This window comes from Pararhodonellum marinum (assembly GCF_015354735.1).
GTDB classification, from domain to species: Bacteria; Bacteroidota; Bacteroidia; order Cytophagales; family Cyclobacteriaceae; genus Pararhodonellum; species Pararhodonellum marinum.
This window is the reverse complement of sequence record NZ_JACEFJ010000007.1, coordinates 140,496-155,524: the sequence shown is the minus strand read 5'-3', so window position 1 is coordinate 155,524 and position 15,029 is coordinate 140,496. Positions and strand designations below refer to the sequence as shown.

Annotated in this window: 14 protein-coding genes and 1 pseudogene; 3 read left to right on the top strand and 12 right to left on the bottom strand. The window is 41.1% G+C overall.

The window, feature by feature from the left end:
- Positions 1 to 22: 22 nt before the first annotated feature.
- Positions 23 to 505, top strand: a complete 483-nt coding sequence (locus H1A14_RS14140; protein WP_194776923.1) for a deoxycytidylate deaminase — start codon at positions 23 to 25, stop codon at positions 503 to 505.
- On the opposite strand, the pseudogene murB reads toward H1A14_RS14140, so the two are convergent.
- A pseudogene (gene murB / locus H1A14_RS14135) lies at positions 502 to 1,521 on the bottom strand (UDP-N-acetylmuramate dehydrogenase); the annotation flags it as partial. The gene H1A14_RS14140 and the pseudogene murB overlap by 4 nt on opposite strands.
- 86 nt (positions 1,522 to 1,607) lie before the next feature.
- On the opposite strand from murB, the gene H1A14_RS14130 reads away from it, so the two are divergent.
- The gene (locus H1A14_RS14130) at positions 1,608 to 2,555 is read left to right on the top strand and encodes a succinylglutamate desuccinylase/aspartoacylase family protein (RefSeq protein WP_194776921.1); all 948 of its coding nucleotides are present in this window, start codon (positions 1,608 to 1,610) and stop codon (positions 2,553 to 2,555) included.
- Positions 2,556 to 2,620: 65 nt separating this feature from the next.
- On the opposite strand, the gene H1A14_RS14125 is transcribed toward H1A14_RS14130, so the two are convergent.
- The 9 genes from H1A14_RS14125 to H1A14_RS14085 form a co-directional block, all read right to left on the bottom strand.
- Entirely contained in the window at positions 2,621 to 4,348 is a 1,728-nt protein-coding gene (locus H1A14_RS14125; protein WP_194776920.1) for a phospho-sugar mutase, read from the bottom strand.
- Positions 4,349 to 4,481: 133 nt separating this feature from the next.
- Positions 4,482 to 5,576 carry a 4-hydroxyphenylpyruvate dioxygenase gene (hppD, locus tag H1A14_RS14120; protein ID WP_194776919.1) on the bottom strand — a complete coding sequence of 365 codons (1,095 nt, stop codon included), beginning with the start codon at positions 5,574 to 5,576 and terminating at the stop codon, positions 4,482 to 4,484.
- 390 nt (positions 5,577 to 5,966) lie between these two features.
- Entirely contained in the window at positions 5,967 to 6,344 is a 378-nt protein-coding gene (locus tag H1A14_RS14115; protein WP_194776918.1) for a hypothetical protein, read from the bottom strand.
- 165 nt (positions 6,345 to 6,509) lie between these two features.
- The gene (locus tag H1A14_RS14110; RefSeq protein ID WP_194776917.1) at positions 6,510 to 7,760 is read right to left on the bottom strand and encodes a glutamate-5-semialdehyde dehydrogenase; all 1,251 of its coding nucleotides are present in this window, start codon (positions 7,758 to 7,760) and stop codon (positions 6,510 to 6,512) included.
- 15 nt (positions 7,761 to 7,775) lie between these two features.
- Entirely contained in the window at positions 7,776 to 8,849 is a 1,074-nt protein-coding gene (proB, locus tag H1A14_RS14105; protein ID WP_194776916.1) for a glutamate 5-kinase, read from the bottom strand.
- Positions 8,850 to 8,961: 112 nt separating this feature from the next.
- Complete coding sequence (corA, locus tag H1A14_RS14100) at positions 8,962 to 9,981, bottom strand: magnesium/cobalt transporter CorA (protein WP_228527788.1); 1,020 nt, start codon at positions 9,979 to 9,981, stop codon at positions 8,962 to 8,964.
- 5 nt (positions 9,982 to 9,986) lie between these two features.
- Complete coding sequence (locus H1A14_RS14095) at positions 9,987 to 10,364, bottom strand: response regulator (protein WP_194776915.1); 378 nt, start codon at positions 10,362 to 10,364, stop codon at positions 9,987 to 9,989.
- Positions 10,365 to 10,544: 180 nt separating this feature from the next.
- Entirely contained in the window at positions 10,545 to 12,173 is a 1,629-nt protein-coding gene (gene groL / locus H1A14_RS14090; protein WP_194776914.1) for a chaperonin GroEL, read from the bottom strand.
- Positions 12,174 to 12,223: 50 nt separating this feature from the next.
- The gene (locus H1A14_RS14085; protein WP_194776913.1) at positions 12,224 to 12,502 is read right to left on the bottom strand and encodes a co-chaperone GroES; all 279 of its coding nucleotides are present in this window, start codon (positions 12,500 to 12,502) and stop codon (positions 12,224 to 12,226) included.
- Between the two features lie 217 nt (positions 12,503 to 12,719).
- Here H1A14_RS14085 and H1A14_RS14080 point away from each other — a divergent pair, with 217 nt between their 5' ends.
- Positions 12,720 to 13,427: a hypothetical protein gene (locus H1A14_RS14080; protein ID WP_194776912.1), complete on the top strand. Its 708-nt coding sequence runs from the start codon at positions 12,720 to 12,722 to the stop codon at positions 13,425 to 13,427.
- A 77-nt stretch (positions 13,428 to 13,504) separates the two neighbouring features.
- Here H1A14_RS14080 and H1A14_RS14075 read toward each other — a convergent pair whose 3' ends face one another.
- Positions 13,505 to 14,494 (bottom strand): sterol desaturase family protein, encoded by a 990-nt coding sequence (locus H1A14_RS14075; protein ID WP_194776911.1) that lies wholly within the window; start codon positions 14,492 to 14,494, stop codon positions 13,505 to 13,507.
- 173 nt (positions 14,495 to 14,667) lie between these two features.
- Complete coding sequence (gene secG, locus H1A14_RS14070; RefSeq protein ID WP_194776910.1) at positions 14,668 to 15,027, bottom strand: preprotein translocase subunit SecG; 360 nt, start codon at positions 15,025 to 15,027, stop codon at positions 14,668 to 14,670.
- Positions 15,028 to 15,029: the final 2 nt, after the last annotated feature.

Below are 15,029 nucleotides of genomic sequence, written 5' to 3'. Positions count from 1 at the left end.
TTACTTTTGAAAAAAAAAGTAAATGTCAAGACCTGATTTTGAGGATATTTTTATGGAATTGGCCGTTAATCTGGCCAAACGCTCTCATTGTATCAAAAAGCATGTGGGTGCAGTGCTGACCAAAGAGACCCGTATTATTTCCATCGGATACAACGGACCCCCATCAGGAACCCATAATTGTGATGAGGAGTTTCCTGAAAATGGATGTAGCCGGGATAGCAAAGGAAGCTGTTCTCTTGCCATCCATGCGGAACAAAACGCCATTCTTTACGCAGTAAAAAACAATGCATCAGTAGAAGGATCCACGTTGTTTGTTACGCTCGCGCCCTGCTTAGCCTGTGCAAGGATTATATTTTCGATCGGAATAGTCAGAGTGGTCTATCTTTTTTCTTATGCAGAATACAAAGGCATACCCAATGATGAAGGAGTGGATTTTCTCAGAAAGTTTGGGGTTGAAGTGGAAAAATACGGTAAATCCATTGCATTCGAAGATCCACTTATCTAAATGATGTTCACCTCTGTCTGAAGCAAGATTCCGAATTTTTCATGGATGTCCTTTCGAATATCAAGACTTAGTTTTTCAATGGCTCTGCCATCACCCCCACCATAATTGACCAGAACAAGTGGCTGGTTTTTATGAACCCCGATAGCACCTAAAGTTTTGCCTTTCCAGCCTGCCTTTTCAATCAACCAGGCCGCCGGCACTTTGATTCCTGCCTCTGCGGGGTATCCCGGTATATCTGGATATTGTTGCTGTAGTTGCTCGAACACAGCGGGATCCACGCTAGGGTTTTTGAAAAAACTGCCTGCATTCCCTATTTTAGCAGGGTCTGGTAATTTACTTTGTCTGATATGGATCACTGCATCAGAAATTGCCTTTAGGTTCAATGCCTTAATTCCCATGGATTCAAGGGTAGTGGCTATGGCACCATAACTGGTATTGAATACCGCCTGTTTCCTGAGTTTGAAAGTCACACTTGTGATGATGTATTTTCCATTGGCTTCATGCTTGAAAATACTTTCCCGATAACCAAATGCGCATTTTTTGTGATCAAAAACCACTGTTTGCCCAGTATCAATTTCTATTGCACGCAGCGTATCGAACACTTCCTGGATTTCTACCCCGTATGCACCGATGTTTTGCATCGGTGATGCACCAACTGTTCCAGGGATCAAGGAGAGGTTTTCCACACCTGCGTACTCATTTTTGATGGCTTCAAGAACAAACTCATGCCATACCTCACCTGCACCCACTTGTACATAAACGTGATCTGCATCTTCTTTTACTACCTCAATGCCTTTGATGTTGATTTTGATTACAAATGCATCCAAATCTTTTGTTAGGAGGATGTTGCTACCGCCACCTAAGATAAAAATAGGCTTTTTGAGGGACTTAGCGGCAGCTATTGCATCGACAACGGTTTTCTCATCTTTCACTTCCACAAAAAATCTGGCTTTTTTGTCAATTCCAAAAGTATTGTTGGTTTTTAGAGAGATGTTTTCTTGTATATTCATGTCTTGGAGTAAGTTGTGCGAATTAACAAGTTTTTACTCAATTATGAAATTTTTGCAGGTTAATCAATGGTAAAATCAAAAATTGAAATGGAATGAAAGAAATGGTCATCAATGGCATCAGGATTCGTCCAGGGCAATCCATCAATATCGAAATTGCTATTGCCCGATTGCCCACCCATACTTTGATTGACCTTCCTGTTTTCATCCACAGAGCAAAAAAAGAAGGTCCTGTGGTTTTGCTCAGTGGGGGTGTACATGGGGATGAAATCAATGGGATAGCTGCGGTAAAAAAAATGTTGGAGGAAGATCTGTTTAAATTAAAAAAGGGCGCTTTGATCTATATTCCTCTGGTCAATGTGTATGGGTTTTTGAGCAATTCCAGGACTTTTCCTGATGGTAGAGACCTGAATAGGAGTTTTCCAGGCAGCAAAATAGGATCACTCGCTTCTCAAATTGCCTTTATTTTGACCCAGGAAATCATTCCCCACATTGATTATGGGGTGGATATCCATACCGGAGGACGTATGTTATCCAATTATCCTCAAATCAGGGTGGATTTTAAAGACGAAGAAGGCATGGAGCTTGCCAAGGCATTTGGGGCCCATTTTACCATCAATTCTCCCCATATAGATAAATCTTTTCGGAAAGAGGCGTATAAAAACAACAAACATATCCTTGTTTACGAAGGAGGAGAATCCATGAGGCTGGATGAATTTGTGGTGGATGAGGCGATACTGGGCACGGGTAGGTTGTTGAAATATCTGGGTATGATTGATCAGGAAGAGGCAAGTACGGATCGCAGCACTTTGGTGATCAAAGAAAGCAGTTGGTTGAGGGCAAAGGTCTCCGGGATTTTGATCCCCACGACCAAATTAGGGGAAGAAGTGAAAAAGGGGCAGATTCTCGCAAAAATTTCGGACCCTTATGGACAGGTAAAGGTACCAGTCAAAAGCACTTCAGATGGATTCATTGTTGGCTTGAATAATTCTCCGGTTGTAAATGCCGGAGATGCTTTGTTTCATATCGGGAAAGCAACCTGATATTTAATAAAAAAGTCCCACTGGTGTTTGGTGGGACTCTTTTGTATTTGGATGCCAATAAAGTTTTATTCAAAAAACTTCTTTAAACCCTCAATTCGTTCATCGAGGTGAGCTTCTACAGCCCTATAAGCTTCTCTGTTTGGGAGCTTTTCATTGACGGAGATGTAATATTTGATTTTGGGTTCTGTACCCGAGGGTCTTGCAGAGATCTTACTCCCGTCTTCCAAGTAGAATTGAATCACATTGGATTTGTCCATTTTTAACTCCGAAGTGCTGCCCTCTACCATGTCGTAGATTTTGCTTTCCTTGACATCGATGATTTTAACAACTTTTGATCCGTTGATGGTGTCAGGTCGGTTGTTTCGAAAGCCCTGCATCAGACGCTGGATTTGTTCTGCCCCGTCTTTTCCTTTTTTGGTGACTGAGATAAGGGATTCTTTGTAAAATCCGTATTGCATATAGATTTCTGCAAGGACATCAAAGAGGCTTTTGCCTTTCATCCGGTAATAGGCTACGATCTCTGAGACAATCGCACAGGCAGACACGCCATCCTTGTCCCTTACCGCATCCCCAACCAGAAATCCGTAACTTTCTTCTCCTCCGGCAATGAATTTTTCCTTGCCTTCAAGATCTCTGATGACCGTTGCTATATTTTTAAATCCGGTCAGCACGGAGTAACAGGTAACTCCGAATCCCTTGCATATCTCATCGATCAATTCCGTAGTGACTATGGTATTAACCATAAATTCCTTCCCGGTTAGTCGACCATGTTCCCGGTATTGGTTGAGCAGGTAATAGGTGATGATGCTTCCGGTCTGATTTCCATTCAGCAATTCAAACTTTCCATTTTCATTGGGTATGGCTGCGGCATAACGATCACCGTCAGGGTCACAGGCCAAGACCAAAGCAGCCCCCACCTTTTCGCCCAAAGCCACAGACATGCTCATGGCTTCAGCCTCTTCTGGGTTGGGATAGATCACGGTAGGGAAATTTCCGTCCGGTTGTTCTTGTTCCTTGACGATGTGGATGTTTTCAAATCCGAAAACCTTCAAGGCAGCCGGAACCATCTTTCCGGAGGCACCGTGTATGGGTGAAAATACGATGGGCATGTCTTTTTCTACCAAGATGGCTTGAGGGGACATGCTGAGTTTTTTTATTTCATTGAGGTAAATCAGATCAAAATCCTCTTCGATATAAGTAATCAATTCATCATTTTTGTCCCAATTCACTTCATCTATCGAAGTGATTTTTTGAACCTCTTTGATGATGTTGCTGTCATGAGGGGCCACGATTTGTCCACCATCATTCCAATAAGCTTTATAACCATTGTATTCTTTGGGATTGTGTGAGGCGGTCACCATCACGCCACTGTGGCAATTAAAATGACGGATGGCAAACGAAAGCATAGGGGTGGGTCTTAATTCCCTGTAATACAGCACATGGATACCATTGGCAGTAAGCACATTGGCTGTGGTATCTGCAAAAAGGGTATTGTTGATCCGGCAATCATGGGTAATGGCCACCTTGATTTTCTCCCCTGGAAAACAAGCCAACAGATAATTGGCGAGTCCTTGGGTGGCCATGGCAATGGTATACACATTGACCCTGTTGGACCCTACTCCCATAATGCCTCTCAGCCCACCGGTCCCAAATTCCAGATCTCTGTAAAAAGAATCAATCAATTCTGTAGGATCATCTGCATGAAGCAGGGCTTGAATTTCGGATTTACTTTGGGCGTCGATGTTGCTATTGAGCCAGGCTTCAGCTTTGGCTCTGATGATCGTGTCTGTCATGTTTTTTAAAAATATGTTGGATGATCTAATTTATAAAGAAATGGCTACAAAGCCATAGATATCAAAAGGATTCCAAACAAAAACCCAAAGTTGTCAGGCTTTGGGCTTAAGAGATTTCACTTGATAAATAAAATTATAGATTACCCCGAAGTTCCTGTTCTCTCTCTATGGCCTCAAATAAGGCTTTGAAGTTTCCTTTTCCAAAAGACTTAGCCCCCTTTCGTTGGATGATTTCAAAAAAGAGAGTAGGCCGGTCCTGCACAGGCTTGGTGAAGATCTGTAAGAGATAGCCTTCATCGTCTCTATCTACCAAGATGTTGAGTTCTTTCAATGGCTTCAGATCTTCTTCGATTTCGCCAACCCTATCCAAGAGGTCTTCATAATAAACTTTAGGTACCTCTAGAAATTCCACACCTCTCGTTCGCAATTCAGTTACTGTATGAATGATATCATCCGTGGCTATGGCCAAGTGTTGTACACCTGGGCCATTGTAAAAATCGAGGTATTCTTCAATCTGGGATTTTTTCTTGCCTTCGGCAGGCTCATTGATGGGGAATTTGATATAGCCGTTACCATTGGAGACTACTTTTGACATCAGGGCAGAATATTCTGTGGAAATGTCTTTGTCGTCAAAGGTTACCAGAAGTTTGAATCCCATCACCTTTTCATAAAAATCCACCCATTTGTTCATTTCTCCCCACCCCACATTACCTACACAGTGGTCAATGTATTGCAAGCCAATAGGGATGTTTTGGTACTTGCTTTTTCTGGGTACATATCCTGGCAGAAATATGCCATGGTAATTTTTGCGCTCTACAAAGGTATGGATGGTTTCACCATAGGTTTTGATGGATGACACTCGGACAGTCCCAAATTCATCAGAAATTTCCCTGGTAGCTTCATGAGGTTCAGCACCTCTCAGTGTGGTTTCCATGTAAGACTTTTCGGCATCATCTACCCACAGTGCCAAAACCTTCACGCCGTCGCCGTGTTTTTTGATATGGTCTGCTATGGGGTGGTTTTCTTTTAGGGGTGTGGTGAGCACCAGTCGGATTTTACCTTGTTTGAGTACATAGGAGGCGCGGTCCTTGATGCCCGTTTCAGGCCCGGCATAGGCGATGAGTTCAAATCCGAAGGCATATTGGTAAAATAAAGCCGACTGTTTTGCATTGCCTACATAAAATTCTACGTGATCTGTTCCGTTTATCGGAAGGAAATCTTGTTCCATGATGCTGTGATTTTGGGTTTACATTCAGACTAACTAATCTGATACAAAGATAAAATTTTAAAAGGAAATAAACCGGTCCCTTCAGAAGCTTTTGCTAGGGTACTTTTTTTCTCACAGCTGCCGCATAAACACAGATAAAAAAAGATTCTGCGTAAATCTGCGTAATCTGTGAGCAATTTCTTGGGAGCGTCTTTTTTTGTTTCTCACAGATGCCACAGATAAGCACAGATAAAAAAATATTCTTTGTAAATCTGCGTAATCTTTGAGCAATTTCTTGGGAGCGTCTTTTTGGTTTCTCATTGATGCCACAGATAAGCACAGATAAAAAAAGATTCTGTGTAAATCTGTGTAATCTGTGAGCAATTTCTTGAGAGCGTTTTTTTTTGTTTCTCACAGATGCCACAGATAGGCACAGATAAAAAAGATTCTGTATAAATCTGTGTAATCTTTGAGCAATTTCTTGGGAGCGTCTTTCTTGTTTCTCACAGATGCCACAGATAAGCACAGATAAAAAAAATATTCTGTGAAAATCTGTGTAATCTGTGAGCCTAATTTTTTAGGAACGTCTTTTTGGTTACTCACAGATGCCACAGATAAGCACAGATAAAAAAAGATTCTGTGTAAATCTGTGTAATCTTTGAGCAATTTCTTTGGATCGTCTTTTTGTTTCTCACAGATGCCACAGATAAGCACAGATAAAAAAGATTCTGTATAAATCTGGGTAATCTGTGCGCCTAATTTTTTAGGAACGTCTTTTTGGTTACTCACAGATGCCACAGATAAGCACAGATAAAAAAAGATTCTGTGTAAATCTGTGTAATCTGTGAGACCAATTTTAGGAGCGTCTTTTTGGTTACTCACAGAAGCCACAGATAAGCACAGATAAAAAAATATCTGTGTAAATCTGTATAATCTGTGAGCAATTTTTTTTGATCAGGAACGGGTATGCCCATTGCCTTTGACCAACCATTTATAAGAGGTCAATTCCTTCAAAGCCATGGGCCCTCTTGCGTGGAGTTTTTGTGTGCTGATGCCAATTTCCGCTCCCATCCCAAATTGTCCTCCATCTGTAAAGGCTGTCGAAGCATTGGCATAAACTACCGCAGCGTCTATTCGGTTTAAAAACTCCTCTATGACATTTGGGTCTTCTGCGAGGATTGCCTCACTGTGTTTGGAGCTATATTGTGAAATGTGGTCTATGGCTTCCGTGAGTCCTGATACCGTTTTGATGGACATTTTCATGGAAAGGAATTCGGTTCCAAAATGCTCGGACTTGGCCTTAAAAATACCCGTAGACTTGGGATGTTGTTTTACTAATATCTCAAAAGACTGTTCATCAGCATAAATTTGCACCCCTTTTTCTAGGAGAGGGCCGGAAATAGCGCCCAAATCCCCAAGTCGGTCTTGATGTATGAGCAGACAGTCCAAAGCATTGCACACACTCACCCTTCGGGTTTTGGCATTGTCGATGATTTTGATGCCTTTTTGAAGGTCAGCGGATTGATCAAAGTAGGTATGCACTATTCCTGCTCCGGTTTCAATGACCGGAACTTTTGCATTTTGGCGGACAAAATCAATGAGGTTTTGGCTGCCTCGCGGAATGATCAAATCCACAAAGCCAACGGCCTGAAGCAAAGCCTCCGTGGATTGGCGGTCAGCAGGCAAAAGTGTTACTGTAGAAGGATCGACATGATGTTTCCTTAAAACCTGATGGATCAAAGTCAAGATGGCTGTATTGGAAGCATGCGCATCACTTCCTCCTTTGAGGATCAATCCATTGCCTGACTTGAGGGATATGGCAAAAACATCAAAAGTCACATTGGGTCGGGCCTCATAGATGATTCCCAAAACCCCGATAGGTACCGTGATCTTTCTGAGTGACATTCCGTTTTCCAGCGTTTTTTCCTCCAGAATTTTAGCTAAAGGGGAGGGGAGATCGGCAACGGTTTTTAAGTCTTCAGCAATGGATTCCAACCTCTCAGGACTCAATTTCAAGCGATCATATTTGGGATCATCCTGAGCCATCCGATCTAGATCCTTCTTATTTTCAGCCAAAATAAATTCTTTGTTTTCCAGTGTTAATGCCGCAAGGTCATACAGTATTTGGCTGGTTATTTTTTTATCAAGTTGAATCAATTTACGGGCGGCATTTTTGCTTTCCTGAAAGGTCTCGGTCAAATCCATGGTTTTGGTTTTTTGTCAGAACAAATAAAGGTAGTCATAATGGATGATGGCTTTTTGGTGGTGTTTTCCCAATTTTTCCTGAGCTGTTTTGGCACTGTATTCAGCTTTACCTAAACCGAGCTTTTCACCGTTCTCATGGACTATCCTGACGATTTCGCCTTTGGCAAAATCTCCATTAACTCCCATCACTCCAATGGGCAGTAGACTGATGATTTTTTGTGAGGCAAGCGCTTTGGCAGCACCATCATTGATTACTACCTCTCCTTTTGAATATTGCTCTCCATGCGCAAGCCATTTTTTGGCATTGTCCCTTGGCTTTTGGGGTTCAAAGTAAGTTCCTTTGATAGTTTGCTGGAAGAAATCCTGAATAATTCCCGGCTTTTTCCCATTGGCAATCATCACCTGAATGCCAAGGTCAGCTGATTTTTGTGCCATGGTCATTTTGGTCAGCATACCACCACGACCAAATGATGAGGAGGTAGCACGGATATAACCCTTGAGGTCTGAGGTATTTCTGTCCACTTTTTGAATGAGTTCGGAACCTTCTTCAAGCGGATGTCCTGTGTATATCCCATCCACATTGGTCAGTAGCAACAGACTGTCGGCATTGATCATGGCGGCGGTAAGACCTGCCAATTCGTCGTTGTCGGTAAACATCAATTCAGTCACCGCCACAGCATCGTTTTCATTGATGATGGGCAGAATGCCGTTTTTGAGCAATCCCATCAAACAATTTCTCATGTTGAGGTAGTGTTTTCGGTCTCGAAAATCCTCTTTGGTCACCAAAACCTGGGCTACCTGCAAGCCCTGACCTTTGAAAAGCTGAAGATAGGTTTGGATCAATTCGATTTGACCCATGGATGCCCATATTTGTTTCTTTACCACCGGATCTATTTTGTCGGTAGGCTGGAAAGATTTCCTGCCAAAGGCCACAGCTCCTGAACTTACCAAAACAAGCTGAATCCCTTTGTTTTTCAGCCAAGCCATTTGCGCAACAAGTTCAGCCATTTGCTCTAAATCGGGCAAGCCATTTTCCAGGGTCAAAACATTAGACCCGATCTTGATGACCAAAAGCTTTGGGGAGCGCATAAAAACAGGGGGTGGTTTTAGGGTTATTAGATTTGAACAAAATTAGGGTTTATGTTGAAATAAATTAAAAAAAAGCTGGCATTTGTTTCCTAATAAACAAATGTTTTACCGCTTAAAACCAACGGTTTTTCTTAAAATAATAGACCATGGCCAGTGTAACAAGTAAAAATACACCCCAGACCAGGGAATATCCATAAGGCCATTCCAATTCTGGCATATGGGTAAAGTTCATACCATAAACCCCTGCAATAAAAGTCAATGGAATAAAAATCGTAGCGATTACGGTCAGTGTCTTCATGACTTCGTTTTGCTTGATGCTGAGTTGTGTCATGTAGATTTCGACCAAACTGGTGATGGATTCCCGTTGGGTCTCAAGATTTTCTATGATCTCAATGATGTGTTCGTAGAGGTCATTGATAAAATGGTGGGTTCTTTTTTTCAAAAATCGGCTTTCAGACTTCTGCCAAAGGGAGAGGATTTCCCTCATGGGCCAAGCATTTCGCTTCATTTCTTGAATACTTTTTTTATGTTGATAAATGGTGTGAAGTTTTACCCTTTTTTTGTTGTCAATGATCTCACTTTCAAGATCCTCGGTGGCATCACTGATCTGCTCAATGATATCAAAATATCCGTCTACAATCTTATCAAGCAAGGTGTATGCAAAATAATCCGTTCCTAATTTGCGCATTTTTCCGGAAGGATTTTCCAGTCTTGTCCGGATGCTGTCAAAGATGTCGTAGGGGTTTTCCTGAACCGTCAAGATAAAATTATCTCCAAACAGGAGGCTGATTTGCTCACACTTCAGGTCTGAGAGGCTTCCCTTACAATAGATCATTTTAGTTACCACCAAAACATGTTCCTCAAAGACTTCAATTTTGGGACGCTGATAGAGATTGATGATATCTTCCAAAACAAGGACATGAAATTGAAAAATCTCACTCAATTGGTTCATTAAATCAAGGTCATGAATGCCGGAGACATTTAGCCAGAATTTATGGGGTTGCTCCAAAAAGGGCTTGATTTGATCAGGATGGGTGATGTTGGCCTTTTGAAAATGATTTTCCCCAAATTGATACAGTTCCATGATGATGGGCTGTTCGGAAAGATCAGGATGGGTGGTTCGGGTGGACATATGAATCAGTTTAAAATTTCATGAATTTTTTCATGAGTAAGCGGTTTTTCTAGATAGCCGTCCACAATACTGAATTGTTTGGCTTTTTGTCTGTCCTGAAAATCGATGGAACTGGATAACATGACAATGGTATCCTTCCTATGAGCAAAATGTGTTTTGTAGTAAGTCAAAAAATCCCAGCCGTTTTTGACTGGCATATTGATATCTAAAAAAATAAGTATTTTCTTTTCCTGTCCGGTACAGCGCAATGCATCAATGGCGTGCTCTACCTCCAAAAACTCTACGATGCTGTCACTGAGGGCCAACTTACCTATCAACCTCTTGTTAATGAGGTTATTTATGGGGTCATCATCTATTAGAAAAATGATATCAAAAGAATACATTAATTTCAGCCCGAATATAAATTGTTGTATTCGGAGTAAGTTACGATTATAATTAATTTATTGAAATTTTATGTTTTAAAAATTTTCTGAAAGGCAGAAAGTATCGGTAAAAATTTTTATAAAAGTAAAGAAAAAGGAAGCCTTTTGAGCTTCCTTTTTCAATATGTTTGGCAAATTGGCTTACATCATGCCACCCATGCCGCCTCCCATTGGAGGACCTGCATGACCGCCTTCTTCTTTCACGTCTGCCACTACACATTCGGTAGTCAAAAGCAGTGCTGCGATAGAAGCTGCATTTTCAAGTGCTAAACGGGTCACTTTGGTAGGGTCAATCACACCCGCTTCAAACAAGTCTTCAAACTTATCTGTCCTGGCATTGTAACCGAAATTCCCGCTGTTTTCTTTGATTCTGTTGATTACTACAGAACCTTCTGCGCCTGCATTGGATACAATGGTTCTCAATGGAGATTCGATGGCTTGACGGATGATGTTGATACCAGTATCCTGGTCTTCATTCTCGCCTTTAAGTTTTTCAAGGACTACACCAGCTCTCACCAATGCAACACCTCCACCAACTACCACACCTTCTTGTACAGCAGCTCTGGTAGCATGAAGCGCATCATCAACTCGGTCTTTCTTCTCTTTCATTTCTACTTCTGTAGCCGCTCCAATGTAAAGGATGGCAACTCCACCTGACAATTTAGCCAGTCTTTCTTGAAGTTTTTCTTTGTCGTAATCAGAAGTGGTTTTTTCAACTTGTGCTTTGATTTCGGAAATTCTAGCCTGGATAGCTGATTTTTCTCCAGCACCGTTGACTATAGTGGTATTGTCTTTGTCAATGTTGACTTTTTCGGCATGACCCAAATAATCAATGGTAGCATTTTCAAGTTTGTAACCTCTTTCTTCAGAAATAACGGTACCTCCGGTTAAGATGGCAATGTCTTCCAACATGGCTTTCCTTCTGTCACCGAAACCAGGTGCTTTTACAGCAGCGACTTTCAAGGCACCTCTGATTTTATTGACCACCAAAGTAGCCAAGGCCTCTCCGTCCACATCCTCAGCAATGATCAACAAAGGCTTTCCTGATTGAGCCACTGGCTCCAATACCGGAAGCAATTCCTTCATGGAAGAAATCTTTTTGTCATAGATCAAAATGTAAGGGCTTTCAAGTTCAGCCTCCATTTTTTCTGTGTTGGTGGTGAAGTAAGGAGAAAGGTATCCTCTGTCGAATTGCATACCTTCCACAGTTCTCACCTCTGTTTCAGTGCCTTTGGCTTCTTCTACAGTGATGACGCCGTCTTTTCCTACTTTGTCCATCGCATCAGCAATCATTTTACCGATTTCTTCGTCATTGTTGGAAGAAATGGTTCCCACTTGTGCGATTTCTTTGGAAGTGGAGATTTGCTTGGACTGAGCTTTCAGCTCTTTTACTACAGCAGCTACTGCTTTATCAATTCCCCTTTTGAGATCCATAGGGTTTGCGCCGGCGGCTACGTTTTTGATACCGACGTTAAAAATGGATTGTGCCAAAACTGTAGCGGTAGTGGTACCATCACCTGCATTGTCTGCGGTTTTTGAAGCTACTTCTTTGACCAACTGAGCGCCCATGTTTTCGATAGGCTCGTCCAGTTCAATTTCTTTGGCCACAGTTACACCATCTTTGGTGATCGTAGGTGCGCCGAATTTCTTGTCAATGATAACATTTCGACCTTTAGGTCCCAAGGTCACTTTAACTGCATCAGCAAGAGCATCAACACCTTTTTTTAGCCTGTCTCTCGCGTTGGTATTGAAAAATAATTCCTTAGCCATTTTTCTAATTTTTTTTGGTTTTTAATTGAATGAATTGTTTAGCGATTGTATTAGAGGATTGCGAAAATATCTGCTTCTCTCATGATCAGATAATCATGACCTTCTACAGACAGCTCTGTTCCGGCATACTTTCCGTAAAGTACGGTGTCGCCAACTTTTACAGTCAAGGGCTCATCTTTTTTACCGTTTCCTATTGCCACTACTGTTCCCTTTTGAGGTTTTTCTTTGGCAGTATCCGGAATGTAAAGACCGGAAGCAGTTTTCTCTTCAGCTGCGGCTGGTTCTACCAGAACTCTATCCGCAAGAGGTTGGATGTTCACTTTTGACATAATGGTTATTTAATTTAAAGTTAGTTCTATAATACATAGCCATGATAGCACATCCCATGCCAAGCCCCATTCTGCTGTCAATAGTGACATAAAGTCTTATTTGGAAAAAAAAATTGTCAGTTGCTTCATTGCGTCGTCCCTAAACTGTCATTTTTTCCTTGGAGACTTGCTTTAGTTGTCAGTTTTATTTAAATTTTTATGTTAAAATAAATCACCTATGAAGCAATTATCCGAAAATTGGATCACAGATGGCTGGATGGATTTTGAGTACAAGAAGTACCTATTGCTGGCCTATCTGCAAGAAGTAGAAAAACAATTCAAAGAAGTAAAGCTGTATCCACCATTGGCTGAACTGATCACCCATTATCAAAACCTGGCCAATATTCAGGAACAAAAAAATTCACTGAAAACCGCTTTTCCCAAAGAAGTCAACAAAGCCGATTTTCAAAAATTAAAATTGGAATATCAAAATCTACATGTGGATGGTGAATCCATGAAGACGCTTGATGAGATCATCAACTTTGCCATGCCAAAAATTAAATCTCAAATTGAGGAAGGAAAATCCATCTATGACTTTTTGGAAGAAAACCTTGAAATTGAAACCATCGGTTTATCTCCTTTATATCAAAAAGAAGGGTATGCTTTTCTAACTTTGGAGCGATCTACTGATATTTATATTTATCGGTACAAGATTAATTTTTTCCAAAACAGTATGGATAAATTCCGGGGAATTGCCATGCAATTTGTGAGCAAAGTCACCAAATCCTTGGTGGATACTTTTGAAAACATCAAGCTGGATTTGGCAAAACTTTACAAAGATCTACCAAATCCAGCCACCTTTAGAATTCATTCTCCATCGGTAATACCTTTGGAAGAGAGCTTTTTGCCCATAAGCAAAAGGGTACTCTTACAACATGTAAACTAGACTAAAAAAAATAGCCATTGGACATCAATGGCTATTTTCTATATAAATCTTGTTGTGCTTTTTAGGCAAAAAGCCGATTAATTGTTGACTTTTGACAGGGAGTTTGGTTGATATTGGGTCTCCTGTGGTGAAAAGGAGGTTCCTTCATGATAAATTTCCTCAATTACAGGGGCTTTTGCTTTAGCAGCCTCCCTTTCCATTTCCCTTGTTTTGATGACCTCTGCGCCTGGCTTATCAAAGAGTATTCTGTAAGCTTCTTTGAAACTTTCTGCTTTGCCAAGGTCTTTAACTATATCCACCCACTCGTGGAAAACCAGGTATACAGGATTGTAAGAGGTAACTGGCTTTGTGATTCCATAAGTCGGTCTTTCTTTTTCCGGCATAAAGGTGCCGAACATCCGGTCCCAGATGATAAATGTAGACCCATAATTCTTGTCCAGATAATGGGCATCACTGGCATGGTGCACCCTATGGTGGGAAGGGGTAGTGAAGAAGTATTCTATCGGAGCTGGCAATTTTGTAATGTACTCAGTATGAATCCAAAACTGATACAATACCGCAATCTGATGGCAAATGAAGAAAACAAAAGGATCAAATCCCATGGCCATTACCGGCAAGAAAAAGATAAGCTTGATATGTTGGGTCCATCCCAATCTGAAAGAAACAGAGAAATTGTATTTTTTTGAATTGTGATGGGTAATGTGTGTTGCCCACCAAAACCGCTGTTCATGAGCTACTCTATGCGCCCAGTACCTTGCAAAATCAATGGCAAAGAAACAAAGGATAAAAGACCACCAAGTAGGGGGAATCCTCCAGGGTACCATATTCCATACAAACAAAATAATTCCGAAGGTAAATACTTTTATCAATGCACTGATACCCACATTGACAAAGCCAATGGTGGCTGCAGCTAGGAAGTCCTTGCCATCATAGGTGTCTTTGTTGTGGTATATACTGAGTCCCCACTCTAAAAAGACCAATAAAAACATTACAGGGGCTGCCCATAAAATTACATTGGGCCAATCCAAGGCACCAATTTCCTCAATTGTCTTGTGGTTTTCAAACATAAAATCGATAATATAATAAAATTTATATTTACTTGAACTTTTAAGCTAATAATAAATCATTGATCTACCAAAAGTTTTTATATCTATATTTTAATATTTTTTATAAGCGCAGATTGGAAACAAAAAAGCCTGTTCTCGACAGGCCTAATTTATTCATTTTATCCGAATATATATTATTCAATTGAATCCTGGGGATCTTCTTCAGAAGGGATTGGAAGCAAGCTTTCTTCTTCTCCACCGAAGGAGGGATTGATTATTTGCTTTTTGGCACTTTCAATGTTTGGGGAAGAGAAGTCTTCTCCACCACTGCTGGTTTGATAGAAGGCCGAAGAACTCAAGCACAATACCATGATGGCGATAGCCAATACCCATGTAGCGCGTTCTAGGATATTTCCAGTTTTGGTTACGCCCATGATCTGGGATGCGCTTCCGCCAAATGCCGCACCCACGCCACCTTTTGAATTTTGACCCAAAATTACCAAAACCAGAATAATGGCAAGGATGATGATGATACTGATAAGTGTTACAAACATGA

Bases quoted from the DNA above. Each gene is read 5' to 3' on its own strand.
- H1A14_RS14140 (WP_194776923.1), top strand. From the start codon at position 23: ATGTCAAGACCTGATTTTGAGGATATTTTTATGGAATTGGCCGTTAAT.
- H1A14_RS14130 (WP_194776921.1), top strand. From the start codon at position 1,608: ATGAAAGAAATGGTCATCAATGGCATCAGGATTCGTCCAGGGCAATCC.
- H1A14_RS14125 (WP_194776920.1), bottom strand. From the start codon at position 4,348: ATGACAGACACGATCATCAGAGCCAAAGCTGAAGCCTGGCTCAATAGC.
- hppD (WP_194776919.1), bottom strand. From the start codon at position 5,576: ATGGAACAAGATTTCCTTCCGATAAACGGAACAGATCACGTAGAATTT.
- H1A14_RS14110 (WP_194776917.1), bottom strand. From the start codon at position 7,760: ATGGATTTGACCGAGACCTTTCAGGAAAGCAAAAATGCCGCCCGTAAA.
- proB (WP_194776916.1), bottom strand. From the start codon at position 8,849: ATGCGCTCCCCAAAGCTTTTGGTCATCAAGATCGGGTCTAATGTTTTG.
- corA (WP_228527788.1), bottom strand. From the start codon at position 9,981: ATGTCCACCCGAACCACCCATCCTGATCTTTCCGAACAGCCCATCATC.
- H1A14_RS14095 (WP_194776915.1), bottom strand. From the start codon at position 10,364: ATGTATTCTTTTGATATCATTTTTCTAATAGATGATGACCCCATAAAT.
- groL (WP_194776914.1), bottom strand. From the start codon at position 12,173: ATGGCTAAGGAATTATTTTTCAATACCAACGCGAGAGACAGGCTAAAA.
- H1A14_RS14085 (WP_194776913.1), bottom strand. From the start codon at position 12,502: ATGTCAAAAGTGAACATCCAACCTCTTGCGGATAGAGTTCTGGTAGAA.
- H1A14_RS14080 (WP_194776912.1), top strand. From the start codon at position 12,720: ATGAAGCAATTATCCGAAAATTGGATCACAGATGGCTGGATGGATTTT.
- H1A14_RS14075 (WP_194776911.1), bottom strand. From the start codon at position 14,494: ATGTTTGAAAACCACAAGACAATTGAGGAAATTGGTGCCTTGGATTGG.
- secG (WP_194776910.1), bottom strand. From the start codon at position 15,027: ATGTTTGTAACACTTATCAGTATCATCATCATCCTTGCCATTATTCTG.